Raw genomic sequence first — 15,556 nt, 5'->3', positions numbered from 1 at the left:
CTTAAATCAAATCGTAAAAAATACTTAAATGCGTTGACCGAAGCAGGTTTTAATGTTGAAACATTTGGTCGCGGATCGAAAAATGGATTTGTTTCAAGAGAGAAGATGAGAGAAGTTTTGGCAAACTCCAAAATATGCTTGAATTTCACTGGTTCTACCATTCCCGATTCAATCTTTCAGTTAGAACCTTGGCGACAATATATTCATCAATTGAAAGGTCGTCCTTTTGAAATTTGTGCTTCGGGTTCATTTTGTTTAACAGAATGGTCTCCTCATCTCGAACAGTGTTTTCGGGTAAGACAAGAGATTGATTATTTTAGCGATATTGAAGAGTTGCTAGAAAAAGTTAAATTTTATTTAACTCATGATATAATCCGAGAAGAACTAGCAAAGACTGCTTATGAAAAAGTTCATCGTGATGTTTTTTTCTTGAAGTCATTAGAAAATGTGTTCCTAGAACTCGAAAAGCAAGTTTTGGGTAAAAAGCAAGTTTTGCAAAAAAAAGAGATTTTTCGCAGCGACTATTTTCGATTTTTAGAAGTTTATTTTGCTGTTTTAATGGCAATCAAAATGATGCAAAATAAAGATTTTAAGTTGGCGATACATTTACTCCAAAAGTTTAATATTTTTAGTTTTCATCTTCGTCATATTTACCATCTCTTCCAAGTCTTTTTCGCCTTGGTTAAAATTATTTATAATAAGAATAATAAGAACCAGAAAGATGTCTTTTAATAACTACAAAAATATTTCTGATGTTTTGCAAGAATTCTCCCTCAATTATATGGAGGAAAAATTTATTGAAGAAAATGATGGTGAAATCGATTCTTACTTTCTGAATCGATTTAACTTAATCCTTAAAGAGGGAGTTGTTTTTAACTCAGAATATGCAATCTGTGAAAACATTATTGCTCCTATTTTAAGGGAGATTTGGTTGAAATATATGGAAAACCTAATGCTTTGGAGTCATCAACCTCTAACTTATGATGAAAACTTATCTGGAATTCCTGATTATATTGTAGCAAAACGTTCTCCTCGGGGAAAGATTATTTTAGAGAAACCTTATTTAATTTTAGTAGAAGCGAAAAAAGATAATTTTGAGGAGGGATGGGGGCAATGTTTAGCAGAACTCATGGCGGCTCAAAAGTTAAATAATGAGTCAGGAAAAAGAGTATTTGGTATTGTTTCCAACGGTAAGCTATGGGAGTTTGGGCAATTAAAAGAAGAAACGTTTACGAAAAATACGAAATCTTATCTTTTAGAAGATTTGGAGAAACTGATGGCTGCAATTAATTACTTATTTGTTGAAAGTATTAATTAAATTGCAGAACAAAATAGTCGATTGTAAGAAAATCAAGGGTATGCAGATGGATCGAATTTTTAAAACTGAAATCGAACAAGGACGACGTTTTGAGTTTGGTAAAAACTGGAAACGCTTTTTAACATTTTTGAATGAAGAGCGTATTATTGAAGCAGAAAATTCTCTCAAAGATAAATTAGGACTTACAGATTTGGAAGGGAAAACATTTCTAGATATTGGTTCGGGAAGTGGGTTATTTTCTTTAGCTGCGCGTCGGTTGGGAGGTCGTGTTCATTCCCTAGATTATGACCCAGATTCGATCGCCTGTACGGAAGAACTTAAACACCGCTATTGCGATCGCGATTCCCAATGGACAATCGAACGTGGGTCGGTGTTAGATACGGACTATTTAGCCGCTTTGGGACAGTTTGATATTGTTTATTCTTGGGGGGTATTGCATCATACAGGTCAGATGTGGAAGGCTCTGGAAAATGTTGTTCCTTTAGTAGCCAATGGTGGTCGATTATTCATCTCAATTTACAATGATGGCGGTCGATCGAGCAAGATGTGGCGACAAGTTAAAGTGGCCTATAATCAATCTTCTCCACCTTTAAGAGGATTGATTGTGGGATTGGCTTTGATGCGTCTTTGGGGACCGACAACAGTGCGAGATTTGCTAACAGGTCAGCCTTTTAAAACTTGGCGATCGTATTCTCAGCATCGAGGAATGAGTCCTTTACCGGATGTTGTTGATTGGGTTGGGGGTTATCCTTTTGAGGTCGCTAAACCTGAAGAAATTTTTGAATTTTATCGCCAACGAGAATTTACACTACAATATTTAAAAACTTGTGCTGGTGGTCATGGCTGTAATGAATATGTGTTTCAAAAACAATGAAAAAGCTGGCATTTTTAATTCGTTCTCTCGATATTGGAGGTGCGGAACGTCAATTAGTGACTTTAGTTAAAGGAATGGATAAAGCGCGTTTTGAGATCGCAGTTTTTTATTTTTATGGTGGAGGTGCATTAGAACAAGAATTACAAGATAGTCAGGTACAAACAATTTGCTTGCAAAAACGCGATCGCTGGGATATTTTTGGTTTCTTTTCGCGCTTATTGCATCATCTCCAACAATTTCAACCCGATATCTTGCACGGTTATCTGAGTACCTCTAATTTAATTGCATTATTTTTAAAACCTTTTCTTCCCAAAACTCGCATTTTTTGGGGAGTGCGTGCTTCTAATTTAGATTTAAGTCAATACGATTGGTTTACACGGCTTAATTTTCAGTTGGAGTGTCTTTTATCGCAATTTGCCGATCGCATTATTATCAATTCTCAAACAGGTAAAGAATATCATCTCCAACATGGTTTTCCCTCACAGAAAATAACCGTAATACCCAACGGAATCGATACTAATTCATTTTACCCCGATCCTGACGCAAGAGCGCGTATTCGTTTAGAATGGGGGATTGAATATCAGATAATTTTAGTGGGTTTAGTGGGTAGACTCGACCCGATTAAAGATCATTTTACTTTTTTGCACGCTGCTAAGTTATTAAGCGATCGCAAAAACAATGTTTGCTTTGTTTGTGTTGGGAGTGGAGAAGAAAGCTATCAACACAAATTGCAAGAATTTGCAAAAGAGCTAGGAATAATAAAAAAGATTATTTGGACGGGGATGCGGAATGATATGCCAGCAGTTTATAATGCTTTGGATGTCGTAACCTCTTGTTCTCTCAGTGAAGGATTTTCTAATGCGATCGCCGAAGCAATGTCTTGTGGTGTTTCTTGTGTTGTTACGGATGTGGGGGACTCTGCTTGGATAGTTGACAATACGGGGGTTGTTGTCCCTATAGAACAGCCTGAAAAACTCTGTCAGGGGTGGTTATCTTGTTGGGATAAAATATCGACAAAAGAAAGATTTGGCGAAGAGAATGCAGCGAGAAAACGAATTTTAGATAATTTTAGCGTTGAGAAATTAGTCGCACAAACTGAGAAAATATTATTGTAAATTATTACTGTAATTCTTCTTTAAAAGACTAACCAATCAAACAGTTCTCGTGCAGATAATTGCCAATTTGTCAAACAGTCCAAAACCGGTAAAATATCCTCACCTGACCTAATTTCTGGTAGGCGATCGCGGGTAAAGATGGTAACTGATCGATCTTTTGGCTCAACAAGCCATCCTAACTGAGAACCATGCTGCAAACAAAAGACAATTTTCCCGATAACTTGGTTTGCAGATTGTTCAGGTGATAAAATTTCAACGATCCAATCGGGGTAAGTTGTAAATCGATTGGTAATTTCATTATTCTTATCTAGGGGGATTCTTTCCCATTTAAAAACCGCAATATCGGGGACGACAGAGCGATCTCCAAATGTGCATCGTAATTCTGGCCAAGCATAGACAATTTTTTTAGGTTTTCCAACTCGATTAATTGCAGATGCTAGTTCCAGTTGAATGGTACTATGCTTTCCTTGCGGCATGGGTTTTTGAATAATTTTTCCTTTAATATATTCACTTGCAGGTTGAGTTTCGGGGAGTTGCAAAAACTCTTCTAAGGTTAATGTTTGTGCAAGGGGACGAGTAACAACCATTTTCTATTTCCAATGTTTAACTCTATTATAACTTGTAATCTATATTTAATTTCTCAGGGTGAAGATTTTACATATTATTACCGATCTGGATATGGGAGGAGCAGAAATGATGCTGTATCGACTGCTCTCTCGCTGCGATCGCAATTCTTTCCAACCAACTGTTATTTCTCTCATGGATCGGGGAACTTTAGGCGATCGCATTGCCGATCTTGATATTCCCGTGCATACTCTCAACTTAAACCCGAAAGCACCTTCATGGAAGGCGATCGCTACACTTTTAAAACTCGTGCGTCAGATTCAACCTGAGATTATTCAAGGGTGGATGTATCATGCCAATTTAGCAGCATACTTGGCAACTTCATTTTATCATAAACCCTGTATTTGGTGCATTCATAATTCTTTATATTCTCTCGAATACGAAAAGAAAAGAACCACCGCGATCGCCTTACTTTCGAGTTTACTTTCACATTTCATCAGTCAGATTATTTTTGTTTCTCAAACCAGTCATTCACAACATTTAGATATAGGTTATAGTCGCAAAAAAAGTTTGGTAATTCCTAATGGTATCAATACCGCTCTTTTTGTGCCTTCTTCTGACGCAAGAAAAAGCATACGAGAAGAATTAGGATTATCAGAAAATAGTTTATTGATTGGCGCGATCGCACGTTTTCATCCTCAAAAAGATCATCAAAATTTCTTACAAGCTGCGGCTTTATTATTGCAGAATCAAGGCGATCGCGATCTTCATTTTCTTCTCTGCGGTCAGGGATGCGATCGCACCAATCTAACTTTAACTCAACTCATCGAAGAATTAAACTTAACTGACAGAGTTTATCTTTTAGGACAACGAGATGATATTCCTAAGATTATGGCTGCTTTAGATATTGCCACATCATCATCTTTTACGGAAGCATTACCTAATGTTATTGCTGAAGCGATGTCTTGTGGTGTTCCTTCTGTTGTGACTGATGTAGGAGACTGTGCTAAATTAGTTAGTAATACAGGAAAAATTGTTCCTCCAAAAAATTCAGCCGCATTAGCACAAGCATGGGAAGAATTACTCAATCTTGGAGATGAAGAGAGGATTAATTTAGGACAACTTGCTAGAGAAAGGATTGAAAAATCTTTTTCTTTAGAGATAGCTGTACAAAAATACGAAAAATTGTATCAAAAATGAGATGAGGTCAATTTCTAGAGCTATTCTATTACTAGAAATACCAACGAGCGATCTTCTGAATTGTTATTATCTGAAAACAATGCTTACTCTCGAAAATACCCCATTAATTCTACAAACTCGTCCTGCTTTTGAAATGACAGACGAACAGTTTTTTGAATTTTGTAAAATTAATTGTAACTATCGTATTGAACGGAATGCTAAAGGAGAATTGCTTGTTATGTCGCCTGTAGGAAGCGAAACAGGACATTATAATGCTAAACTGACTCAACAATTAGGCAATTGGTCGGATGAAGATGGAACGGGAATTGATTTTGATTCTTCTGCGGGTTTTACTCTTCCCAATGGTGCAAACAGATCGCCGGATGCGGCCTGGGTTAAATTAGAGAAATGGCAAGCAATTCCCCTCGAACAGCGCCGGAAATTTGCACCGATATGTCCCGATTTTGTCGTTGAATTGCGCTCTCCTAGTGATAACCTTAAACCGTTACAGGAGAAGATGGAAGAATATATAGAAAACGGTGCATCTTTGGGTTGGTTAATCGATCGCAAAAATCGCCGTGTTTATATTTATCGTCCGCAAGTTGAAGTGGAATGTTGGGAATCTCCTACAATGGTAAAAGGCGATCCAATTTTATCTGGGTTTGTTTTAAAGCTGGTCAAAATTTGGTAATTTCTCACTGGACACTTGTATAATGCAATGTAAGTGTCGATAAAGTGTGAAATTATGGAAGAGCAAGAAATTAAAGCATTGATTAGACAAGAATTACCGAAAATCGTACAAGAAGATCGAGAAGTACGAGACTTTGTATTGCGAACCATTGAAAATCTCTATGCGGGAAAGCAAGAAACCGAAAGTCGCTTCGATCGCATTTTGGCAGAATTGCAGCGCGATCGCGAAACACAGCGTCAAAAATGGGATGAACAAAATCGGAACTTCCAATCACTTTTAGAAGAAGTTAGAGTGCTTAATCGCAAGCACGATAGCACAATAGGGGCTTTAGGTGCGAGATGGGGATTTCGTTCAGAAGAATCTTTTCGCAAAGCACTCCAAGGAATTTTACAAGAGTCTTTTGGGGTTGAAGTGATTAACTTAACGGAATACGATGAAACAGGAGAAGTTTTTGGCAGACCAGAACAAATTGAATTAGATTTAATTATCAAAAATGGCTTGTTGATTATCTGCGAAATAAAATCATCGGTTAGTAAAGCGGATATCTATACGTTTGAGAAAAAAGTTAGATTCTATCAAGAACGCCATCATCAAACTGCCAATCGAAAAATTATTATTTCGCCAATGGTACATCCTAGAGCGTTAGAAGTTGGTCGAAAACTAAACATTGAAGTGTATAGTTATGCTGAAGATGTAGAAATAACTAGGTGAATTTAAACCTATCTGTTGACTTTGTTATAATTGAACTCTATAATCAATCAGCAAAGCCGAAATTTATACTAAGGAGAAATTCAAACAATGTCTCGTAGAGTAATAGGGATTCACTTAGTTTGTCGAGGTGGAGAGAATGTCAAAGATATCGGAGATGGTCGCTTCAAGAGTGGCTATTGGAAAATTAGTGAGGAAGTCGCCCGGAATGCTGAATATTTAGCTCTCCATGAAAACAAAAATACACCTTCTTATATCCAAGGAGCGATTGAAGGCTATGGACGAATAGATGACGGTTCAGACCGTATTTTTTTCTATGTGCGAAAAACTTCAGAACCCAAAAGTTGGGTAGGTGGCGGAACAGGAGAAAAAGGATATCTTTGGTCAGATGATGTTTAAATTTTAGGGTGCATCTCAGTTGTGCCAAATAGCCAAGAATTCAACTTATTGGCTCAAGGCTGAAGCCAGCTAAAGCAGGCTATAATTTACACAATTTTGTAACCCGTTGCAACGGGTTTTCGCTGTCAGCCTAGGATTTGAATCCTAGGCTAATATTCGGGATCAAATAATGTGTGGAATTACTGGATTTTGGAATTCATCAGAAGATACTTCACCCGATCGCCTACAAGAAATTGTCGAAAAAATGTCCTTCCGACTCTTCCATCGCGGTCCCGATGATGGGGGGAGTTGGGTGGATGAAAATGCGGGAATAGCTTTAGGACATCGCCGACTCTCCATCCTCGATCTCTCCCCAGAAGGACATCAACCCATGCTTTCGAGAGGCGATCGCCATGTCCTCATTTTTAATGGGGAAATTTACAACTTTTTAACCCTACGCAAAGAACTCACACAACTCGGACACCATTTTCGAGGTCATTCCGATACCGAGGTGATGCTGGCAAGTTTTTGTCAATGGGGCATTGCAGCAGCAGTTAAACGCTTTATCGGAATGTTCGCCTTTGCCCTCTGGGATCGTCAAGAGAAGGTTTTGCATTTGTGCCGCGATCGCCTAGGAGAAAAACCCCTTTATTACGGCTGGATGGGGAAAACCTTCCTCTTTGGATCGGAACTTAAATCTTTAAAAATTCATCCCGACTGGTGCGGAGAAATCGATCGCAACGCCCTCACCCTTCTTCTGCGTCACAATTACATTAACGCGCCCCATTCTATTTACAAAAATATTTATAAACTGCCTCCAGGAACGCTTTTGAGCCTCAAACAGGGGGGAGAACGTCCCGAACCGATCCCCTACTGGTCATTGCAAAACGTGGCGGAATATGGGGCAGCAAACCCCTTTTCCGGGAACAAACGGGAGGCGATCGCGCAACTCGATATCCTGCTGCGAGATGCGATCGCGCAACAAATGGTCGCCGATGTTCCCTTGGGAGCCTTTTTATCCGGAGGGATCGACTCTTCCCTCATTGTGGCCTTGATGCAGGCGCAAAGTTCTCAACCCGTGAAAACCTTTAGTATCGGCTTTCACGAGGAAGAATACAACGAGGCAGAATATGCCCAAGCAGTTGCCCAACATTTAGGCACAGATCATACTGAACTTTACGTTACTCCCCAAGATGCCTTGGCGATCGTGCCTAAACTGCCCACTCTCTACGACGAACCCTTCTCCGACTCCTCCCAAATTCCCACCTTTCTCGTGGCACAATTAGCGAGAAACCATGTCACGGTTAGTTTATCTGGAGATGCAGGAGACGAGCTTTTTGGGGGCTATAGTCGTTATTTCATGGTGCAACGTTTTGGGGGTAGGGACGTTCCATGGAACGTCCCTACAGGAATTAAAAAAATCTTGGCACGGGTTTTAAAAGCGCGATCGCCCCAAGCATGGGAACAAACATTACAACCCTTCAAGCCTTTTCTGCCAACTATTCTGAAACAGCGCAACCTTGGCACAAAACTTCACCGAGTCGCCGATGTTTTGAGTTTAGACAGTCCCGAAGCCATTTATCGCAGTTTTGTCTCGCACTGGAAAAAACCTGAAGACATTGTTAAGAATGCGATCGAACCCGCAACTGCCCTTAATAACCCTGCACTGTGGGCAAATCTTCCCAGCTTTTTCGAGAAGCTAATGTACTTAGATGCCCAAACCTACCTCCCCGGAGATATTCTCGTCAAAGTCGATCTCGCTGCGATGGGAGTGAGTTTAGAAACCCGCATTCCCTTTCTCGACCATCGGGTTATCGAGTTTGCTTGGAGTCTTCCCCTTGCTTGGAAAGCCCCCGAGGAAGGACAGGGAAAATGGATTCTCCGACAAATTCTGGCTCAATACGTCCCCGCGAACCTTTTTGAACGTCCGAAAATGGGGTTTGGAGTTCCTATCGATGGCTGGTTGCGGGGAGAATTGCGAGACTGGGCTGAAAATCTCCTCGATGAAAGCCGTTTGCAACAAGAGGGCTACTTTCACCCCCAACCCATCCGCCAAAAATGGCAAGAACACTTGTCAGAAAGTCACAATTGGCAATACTATCTTTGGGATGTTCTCATGTTTCAAGCGTGGTTGGCCGAAAATTAGGAAAAAAGCCTTGATGCACTTTATTGTCACGGGAGGAGCAGGATTTATCGGCTCTCATGTCACCGAACAACTTTTAGCTAATGGCGATCGGGTGACAATACTTGATAATTTCAGTACGGGAAAGTTCAAAAATTTGCCCGATTATCCTCAGTTAACTCTCGTGCAGAAAAGTATTCTCGATTGTACTGTTGAGGATTTTAACCAGCCCGTTGATGGAATTGCCCATCTTGCTGCAACCCCTTCAGTAGAAAGTTCTTGGCTCGATCCCTTGGCGGCTCACAATAATAATTTATCAGCAACTCTGGCTACAATTCAATTGTGCGATCGCTTGCAATGTCCTCGTTTAGTTTTTGCCAGTTCTGCGGCAGTTTATGGAATGCCGGAAACTTTGCCGATCGCGGAAGATCACCCAACAAAACCCATTTCTCCCTATGGTTTGCAAAAATTAGTGAGCGAACAGTACGGACAATTATTTGCGAACAAGTATGGCTTCACTTTTGTCGCATTGAGATTATTTAATGTTTTTGGCGATCGCCAAGATCCGCAATCTCCTTATTCAGGTGTTATTTCTAAATTTCTCGAAGCGATGAAAAATAATACCCCCATTACCATGTATGGGGACGGTTCGCAAACTCGAGATTTTATTAGCGTTAACGATATTGCTATTGCTTTTACCCAAGCCTTAAAACGACCTTTACCAGCAACTCAAGAATTAATTGTTAATATCGGAACGGGGCGATCGCTTTCTTTACTCGAACTCATTGAAAAACTCAAACAATGCTTTCCCCATTGGCAGGAAAATATTCAATTTGCTCCAGCAAGAACAGGAGATATTCAACATTCTCTGGCTGATATTGGTAAAGGCGATCGCTATTTAGAATTTGAACCCAAACAAAGTATAGAAGAAACGATTCATTCTTTAATATAATTGATTATTGTTAAGAGATAATGAGAAAAATTCCAAATCAATTCAAAATTGGGTTCGAGAAAATCGTAACGGGAATTTCAGAGAGATTGAAAATTTCTCAAATAACTCTCTTCTGGTGTAGTACAGTTAGTTTAATATTGGCCTTATTAAGTTTACCAATTTGGTATTATTTTATATTTGCCCAATCTTTCCCTGTTGAAGTCCAATTAGCTGCTCCCGGTGTGGAAATCGTCAAAGCCTATTGGCAAGATACGAAAACACACCCCGATAATTATACTCCTATTATTGTTAAACCCGTAGAATCTAAAAACTGGAACGTTAAAATTGAAGCATTAGGAGAGAAAAATTCGCGATCGCAGGGATACGAAACTGCAATTTTAGATATTAGCACTCCCGAAGGCCAAGCGGATTGGTCGCAAGCTATTTTTACCGGAAATTGGGAAATGCGAGATTCTCCAGGATCTCCTCAAGAAAAAGCCGCGATCGCCCACAGCAATAAACCCGAATTTGGACTACATCCGGGAGAAATACAATCCGTAGAAATTCCTCTAGAAGGTGGAGAATTAGCCATCAAACTCTTCGGTCATGGGGGCAGTGGTAAAGTTAGAGTTACTGTTGATAATCAGGAACAAGAATTAGATTTATTTCATCGAGCCGGACTGCACAAAACCTTAACATTTCCAGCAATTACTCAAGGCGATCGCCAACTCCGAAATTATACCATTGAGGCAACAACCCCTCCTTGGTACAAGTTAAAATTTATTGCTGATGAGGGGAAAGTTAACGTTAAATCTGTTAAAGTTGCTGGAAAATCTCTCTCAGCCAATCAAAATGATGAATATGTTTTACCGATTCAATTTTGGCAACCTTTCGCCTATAGTTTGATTGCGGCGATCGCGTTTTTTCTCCTCATCATAACCATTTTAATTAGTGCCAGTCATATTGCCCGAGGAACTCCACAAAAACGCCTAGGTACTTGGGGTTATATTATCGGTATATCAATACTTGCCAGTGGCTTTTGGACTTTTGTTTATTATCCTGCCATTATGAGTCCAGATTCGCTTTATCAATGGTCTCAAGCAATAAATAATAGTTACAATGACTGGCATCCTCCTCTCATGACCTTGGGAATGAGAGCTACTTTATACATTACCGATAGTCCTGCTCTCTTTGCCTTTTTGCAAGGAACGATTTTATATATTAGTATTTATACATTGATTTATTGTTTGTTAAAAAATCGCAACATTAACCCAAAATTGCAATTATTTTGTTTCTGTTTGCTTCCTTTTATTCCCACAATCTGGAACTATACTGTAACGCTTTGGAAGGATGTTTGGCTTTGTACTTCTCTCATTCTCATGTTATGCAGTCTTTTAAAACTCAAAGAAACGCGAAAATTTTATTGGTTTATTCTCTATTTTGTTCTCTTTGGGATTAGTATTTCTTTGAGAAAAAGTGCTGTTTTTTACTTTCCTTTTCTTGTTTTTGAAAGTTGGATTTATCTTAAAAATAAACTACAATTACGGCTCGTGCCTTTGATTTTAGTTTTCTTAATTGCGATCGCTTCTCCTTTAGGATTTCCCAAGGGGATTAACTATCTTACAAATGCAGCAGAAACCCATCAAGAAGGAAAAGCAATATTATTTGATATTGTGGGAACATATTTGCATACAAAATCCCCCAGACCCAAAGAATTTGAGCAATTATTCGAGACTCTTATAAATGAAGGAAAAAATGCTTCTTACCCACAACTTCTTAAATTCTATACCCCCGTGAGTGGAGATGACTACGTTTGGCATCAAGAAGCAATATTCAATTATCATAAAGTCGAAGAAAATCGCAGAAAATTGTTAAAGTTTCTCGTTTTCAATAACATTCTCGAACATCCTATTGCTTATTTATCACACAAAAGCAAAGTTTGGAGTTTATTAATTGGCTTTCAAGGATGGCAATATCCCTATGATTATGGTATCTATGAAGATCGTCGAATAGGATTAAAAGCAAACTCAAAATTTCCCGCAGTTCAAAAACTATTTATCGATCGCATTCTTCCAGGCTTTCAAAGTTTTTTTCTTCCCAAGGATTTTTTCTATCTTTTAATTATTCTAGCGATCGCCTCTTGGTTAATAAAACAGAAAAAAGGCAATGATCGGCAAGATGATGAACAATGGGATAGAGTAAGATATTATCTGCCTTCTCTCGGGGTATCTCTATCTTTAATTTCATCTTTTATGTTTATTACTCCAGTTGTCAATTTTCGTTATATCTTCGCCTCTTGTGTTATTCTAATCTCTCTCTCTCTTGTCGAATTTACAGTAATTTTACAAATGATTTTCTTCTCATCTCCTCGATCTCGCAGCAAGATATTTCAACTAGACTATCCTTCTCAAGGTTTTCAACTCCTGAGTATTATTATTCCTGTTTATAACGAAGAAAAAACAATTGTCACAACCTTGCAAAAAATAGATGAACTCCCGATAGAATCTCTCGCAATAGAAGTCATTATTGTAGATGATTGCAGTCAGGACAAAACACAGATATACATTAAAGATTTTTTAGAAAAATACGAAGGGAAAACTAAATATTTCTATCTGAGACATGATAAGAATCGTGGCAAAGGAGGAGCATTAAAAACAGGTTTCGGGATTGCAAATGGAGATATCCTAATTGTTCAAGATGCAGATTTAGAATACGACTCTGACGAAATTCCTTCCGTTATTAACCCTATTCTGAAAGGTAAAGCCGATATTGTTTATGGCTCCCGATTTATCACAAAAAAAGCATCGAGAGTTCTGTATTATTATCATTACTTAGCAAATAAATTTCTGACCTTTCTTAGCAACATATTTACAAACCTAAATATGACGGATATTGAAACAGGTTATAAAGCCTTTCGATCGGAAATCATCAAAAATATGATTATCCATTCCTGGGGATTTGGTTTTGAGGTTGAAGTAACGGCAAAAATTGCGAAGTTAAATTGTCGCGTTTATGAAGTCCCTATTAGTTATTATGGCAGAACCTACGAAGAAGGGAAAAAAATTGGTTTTATGGATGGAGTCAGAGCAATTTTTCTGATCTTTTACTACAATCTTTTTGTCAGCAAGAAAAAATCTTTTCGTTGGGATTTATTAAATAAATAAATTAAAAAAGTTAAATCTATCTCCAATATAGCCGATCGATTGTGCCATAATCAAAGAAAACAGCGATCGAGGCTAATCCAGTAAAAGTATCTATATTCGCGACCATAAAAGTTAACACCGGAATAATATAGGCTGCTTTCCCAAGGAAGCGACTCCCGAAAAAGGCTAGAGCGATTGTTCCCACTGGATAGGAATAAAATGCTAACCTTGGTAGCATCCCCCCAATTCCCCATTCTGAGGCTTTTGGAATTGTCGCAACTGTTGCCATCCAAACTAAAATGTAGATTAAGAAAGAAAATAAGAGGAGTATTTTTTCTTCTTGATTCTGTTTGTTTTGTCTCCATTTAACAGAGAGAAAAATAATAAAAATAAAACCCGCGATCGCACCAAAAATCATATTTCCATAAATGAAAGAATGAGTTCCTCGTATAATCCAATGTAATCCTTGACTAAAATCCAAATTTTTAATAATATCTACCCAAATTTTTAAACTATCAGTTGCAAGACTGACGTTACTTTGATCGCCAATGGTACCGAGAATTTTTGTCAAATAGAAATTTTTCCAAACAAAAGATAAAGCAAGTTGTCCGATTAAAATTGATAAAGCGCTAATTCTTCGTTTGTAGAACAATAAAATCAGAAAACTAGAGACAGTAATCGGGTAAATATCATAAACTAAAGTTCCCGATAGGATAATGAGTGATAATAAGGCAATTTTTCGTCTCGACTTAACGGCTAAAATTTCTAAAGTTGCCCAAACTGTAATAGCAGCATAAGCGTAAGCTACCATATACATAGCAGGCTGTCCGACAAAAGTAATAAATCCCCAACTTGACGCACCACAAAACATGGCAATTGAGGCAATTCTTTCTCCCAGTTTCGTGAGAATACAAATTTGATATAATGCGACGCAACTGAACATCCAAAATAATAAATTGAGGGTAAAACTGGCAACCCAACGATGTCCGGAAAATCCAATTAAGGAACTGAGATAACCATAAAAAAAGCGACGAAGTAATACAGAAAAACTCGCATCATATTCATCAGTTGTGAAAATAAACTCTTCTGCTAAATAATGGCCGTGGTCGCAGTTGACCATGAATAAATACGTTTCATGAGGACATTCCCAATAAAAATTGATAGAACGATTAACATAAGTATAAGGTGAGTCATAGGAGATATGAGCGAAAGCATTAAACCAAATAATAATAAGTGTTGCCAGCAATAAAGTTGCATTTTTTTTGATCTGAAAATGAGCAAAAATCTTTTTGAATACTAAATAGATTATGAGAAAGTAGATAAGCCAATTTACAATTTCTAAAGTTCTGCCTAGAGTTAAAGGCAGCTTTAATGTCAATAAAAATACAGGAGTAAAAACCAGCCAAAATCTTTTTTGAGGATAATATATTCTAGTAAAAAAATACCAGATCGACAATAAAACTAAGTTAGGCAGTGTATTTAAAATCCCAACCTGTACAGAGAAAAATAGTGTTAGCCAAATCCCTTGTATTAAGGTAAAACCGAGAATTATTTTTATATCTTGGGAGAATCCAATCGCGATCGCCGCGACACAGACAAACGTTATTAGACTGGCTATAATACTTATTAGGATGCGCTTATCCATCCAGAACGAAATAATATATTCCCCATTTTCATTGGCAGAGACAATTGTATTGCGAACCTTAATTTCCTCAATATTAACTTTGTTATTGCCATCACCAATAAATTTTAGCTTGTGCCACCAAGTATCGGGGATCTCAAATTGATAATTGCGAACCATGCGATCGCCGGCTTCTCCAGCCAAAAATACAACTTTCTCATAGTTAAGACCATAGTTGTGCAAATCTAACTCGCGAACGAGATTATTGGCCATAATGCGGACTTTTCCGCTTCCTGTATGAGACAATAAAAGAACTTCAATATCCCCTCCTTCTAAAGCCATTGCAAAGGACTGAAGTTGACCAGGATGCTTACCATATTCGGGTTGATTGCTATGAGCGATCGCAACTTTTCCTTGGGGACCATTTGGATCGGGACGAAACTCCCATTTTCCCCCTGAAAATTCACCTTGAGACCAATCCACTTGACCTTGAGGCGTTTTAATGTCTAAAATAGCAACCTCAAAGCCATCAGAATCTGGATTTTTTTCGCCAAGAGCTTCAATCTTTAAATCCCACTTTTTAGATTCAACAGGCTTGACGGCGATCGCTTCGTAAGCATCAGAGTGAGTTTCTGGATTATCCCAATACACTCTCACTATCTCAACTCCCGGTGCAGACAGTCTAACTTCAACCGGAAAACTTTGCTCAAATGTCCAATACCAAAGAGGAAGACTGAGTAAAGAGACAAGAAAAGCCCAGAAAATTGGCCAGTTGAGACTAGAGTTAGAAATGTTGAGGATTTTCAGCAGGCGATCTTGCCTTTCTTTCAAGCCATCTCCGATTTTTTGTAGCTTGCTTTTCATAGATTCTTCTGAGTTTCTACCTTGTTTATGGTTTTACAATAACAGATT

Annotated in this window: 13 protein-coding genes; 11 read left to right on the top strand and 2 right to left on the bottom strand. The window is 38.3% G+C overall.

The window, feature by feature from the left end; genetic code table 11:
* From VB714_RS17540 to VB714_RS17525, 4 genes are all read left to right on the top strand, one after another.
* A partial coding sequence (locus VB714_RS17540; protein WP_323225937.1) for a glycosyltransferase occupies nt 1-732 on the top strand: 732 nt, incomplete at its 5' end.
* Complete coding sequence (locus tag VB714_RS17535; RefSeq protein ID WP_416309725.1) at nt 722-1,318, top strand: hypothetical protein; 597 nt, start codon at nt 722-724, stop codon at nt 1,316-1,318. The genes VB714_RS17540 and VB714_RS17535, both read left to right, overlap by 11 nt.
* 46 nt (nt 1,319-1,364) lie before the next feature.
* Nucleotides 1,365-2,192 carry a class I SAM-dependent methyltransferase gene (locus tag VB714_RS17530; RefSeq protein WP_323225935.1) on the top strand — a complete coding sequence of 276 codons (828 nt, stop codon included), beginning with the start codon at nt 1,365-1,367 and terminating at the stop codon, nt 2,190-2,192.
* The gene (locus tag VB714_RS17525) at nt 2,189-3,307 is read left to right on the top strand and encodes a glycosyltransferase (protein WP_323225934.1); all 1,119 of its coding nucleotides are present in this window, start codon (nt 2,189-2,191) and stop codon (nt 3,305-3,307) included. The genes VB714_RS17530 and VB714_RS17525 overlap by 4 nt, the downstream gene beginning before the upstream one ends.
* A gap of 20 nt (nt 3,308-3,327) precedes the next feature.
* On the opposite strand, the gene VB714_RS17520 is transcribed toward VB714_RS17525, so the two are convergent.
* Nucleotides 3,328-3,894: a Uma2 family endonuclease gene (locus tag VB714_RS17520; RefSeq protein WP_323225933.1), complete on the bottom strand. Its 567-nt coding sequence runs from the start codon at nt 3,892-3,894 to the stop codon at nt 3,328-3,330.
* A 58-nt stretch (nt 3,895-3,952) separates the two neighbouring features.
* On the opposite strand from VB714_RS17520, the gene VB714_RS17515 reads away from it, so the two are divergent.
* From VB714_RS17515 to VB714_RS17485, 7 genes are all read left to right on the top strand, one after another.
* Complete coding sequence (locus tag VB714_RS17515) at nt 3,953-5,071, top strand: glycosyltransferase family 4 protein (RefSeq protein WP_323225932.1); 1,119 nt, start codon at nt 3,953-3,955, stop codon at nt 5,069-5,071.
* Between the two features lie 79 nt (nt 5,072-5,150).
* Nucleotides 5,151-5,741 (top strand): Uma2 family endonuclease, encoded by a 591-nt coding sequence (locus tag VB714_RS17510; RefSeq protein WP_323225931.1) that lies wholly within the window; start codon nt 5,151-5,153, stop codon nt 5,739-5,741.
* Nucleotides 5,742-5,795: 54 nt separating this feature from the next.
* Nucleotides 5,796-6,452, top strand: coding sequence for a PD-(D/E)XK nuclease family protein (locus tag VB714_RS17505; protein ID WP_323225930.1), 657 nt, complete (start codon nt 5,796-5,798; stop codon nt 6,450-6,452).
* An 87-nt stretch (nt 6,453-6,539) separates the two neighbouring features.
* A complete protein-coding gene (locus VB714_RS17500; protein WP_323225929.1) occupies nt 6,540-6,848 on the top strand; it encodes a hypothetical protein in 309 nt (102 codons plus the stop codon).
* 169 nt (nt 6,849-7,017) lie between these two features.
* Nucleotides 7,018-8,973: an asparagine synthase (glutamine-hydrolyzing) gene (gene asnB / locus VB714_RS17495; protein ID WP_323225928.1), complete on the top strand. Its 1,956-nt coding sequence runs from the start codon at nt 7,018-7,020 to the stop codon at nt 8,971-8,973.
* A 13-nt stretch (nt 8,974-8,986) separates the two neighbouring features.
* Nucleotides 8,987-9,901 carry an NAD-dependent epimerase/dehydratase family protein gene (locus VB714_RS17490; protein WP_323225938.1) on the top strand — a complete coding sequence of 305 codons (915 nt, stop codon included), beginning with the start codon at nt 8,987-8,989 and terminating at the stop codon, nt 9,899-9,901.
* Between the two features lie 20 nt (nt 9,902-9,921).
* On the top strand, nt 9,922-13,044 hold the full coding sequence (locus tag VB714_RS17485) for a glycosyltransferase (RefSeq protein ID WP_323225927.1): 3,123 nt from the start codon (nt 9,922-9,924) through the stop codon (nt 13,042-13,044).
* Between the two features lie 16 nt (nt 13,045-13,060).
* Here the strand turns inward: VB714_RS17485 and VB714_RS17480 are convergent, their stop codons facing one another.
* Entirely contained in the window at nt 13,061-15,508 is a 2,448-nt protein-coding gene (locus tag VB714_RS17480) for a hypothetical protein (protein ID WP_323225926.1), read from the bottom strand.
* Between the last annotated feature and the right edge of the window lie 48 nt (nt 15,509-15,556).

Origin of the sequence: Spirulina sp. 06S082, assembly GCF_034932145.1 — a bacterium.
In the GTDB taxonomy this organism is placed as follows: domain Bacteria; phylum Cyanobacteriota; class Cyanobacteriia; order Cyanobacteriales; family Spirulinaceae; genus CCY15215.
This window is presented reverse-complemented; position numbering and strand designations above follow the sequence as displayed.

Bases quoted from the DNA above. Each gene is read 5' to 3' on its own strand.
- VB714_RS17480 (WP_323225926.1), bottom strand. From the start codon at position 15,508: ATGAAAAGCAAGCTACAAAAAATCGGAGATGGCTTGAAAGAAAGGCAA.
- VB714_RS17535 (WP_416309725.1), top strand. From the start codon at position 722: ATGTCTTTTAATAACTACAAAAATATTTCTGATGTTTTGCAAGAATTC.
- VB714_RS17520 (WP_323225933.1), bottom strand. From the start codon at position 3,894: ATGGTTGTTACTCGTCCCCTTGCACAAACATTAACCTTAGAAGAGTTT.
- VB714_RS17510 (WP_323225931.1), top strand. From the start codon at position 5,151: ATGCTTACTCTCGAAAATACCCCATTAATTCTACAAACTCGTCCTGCT.
- VB714_RS17525 (WP_323225934.1), top strand. From the start codon at position 2,189: ATGAAAAAGCTGGCATTTTTAATTCGTTCTCTCGATATTGGAGGTGCG.
- asnB (WP_323225928.1), top strand. From the start codon at position 7,018: ATGTGTGGAATTACTGGATTTTGGAATTCATCAGAAGATACTTCACCC.
- VB714_RS17490 (WP_323225938.1), top strand. From the start codon at position 8,987: ATGCACTTTATTGTCACGGGAGGAGCAGGATTTATCGGCTCTCATGTC.
- VB714_RS17505 (WP_323225930.1), top strand. From the start codon at position 5,796: ATGGAAGAGCAAGAAATTAAAGCATTGATTAGACAAGAATTACCGAAA.
- VB714_RS17485 (WP_323225927.1), top strand. From the start codon at position 9,922: ATGAGAAAAATTCCAAATCAATTCAAAATTGGGTTCGAGAAAATCGTA.
- VB714_RS17500 (WP_323225929.1), top strand. From the start codon at position 6,540: ATGTCTCGTAGAGTAATAGGGATTCACTTAGTTTGTCGAGGTGGAGAG.
- VB714_RS17530 (WP_323225935.1), top strand. From the start codon at position 1,365: ATGGATCGAATTTTTAAAACTGAAATCGAACAAGGACGACGTTTTGAG.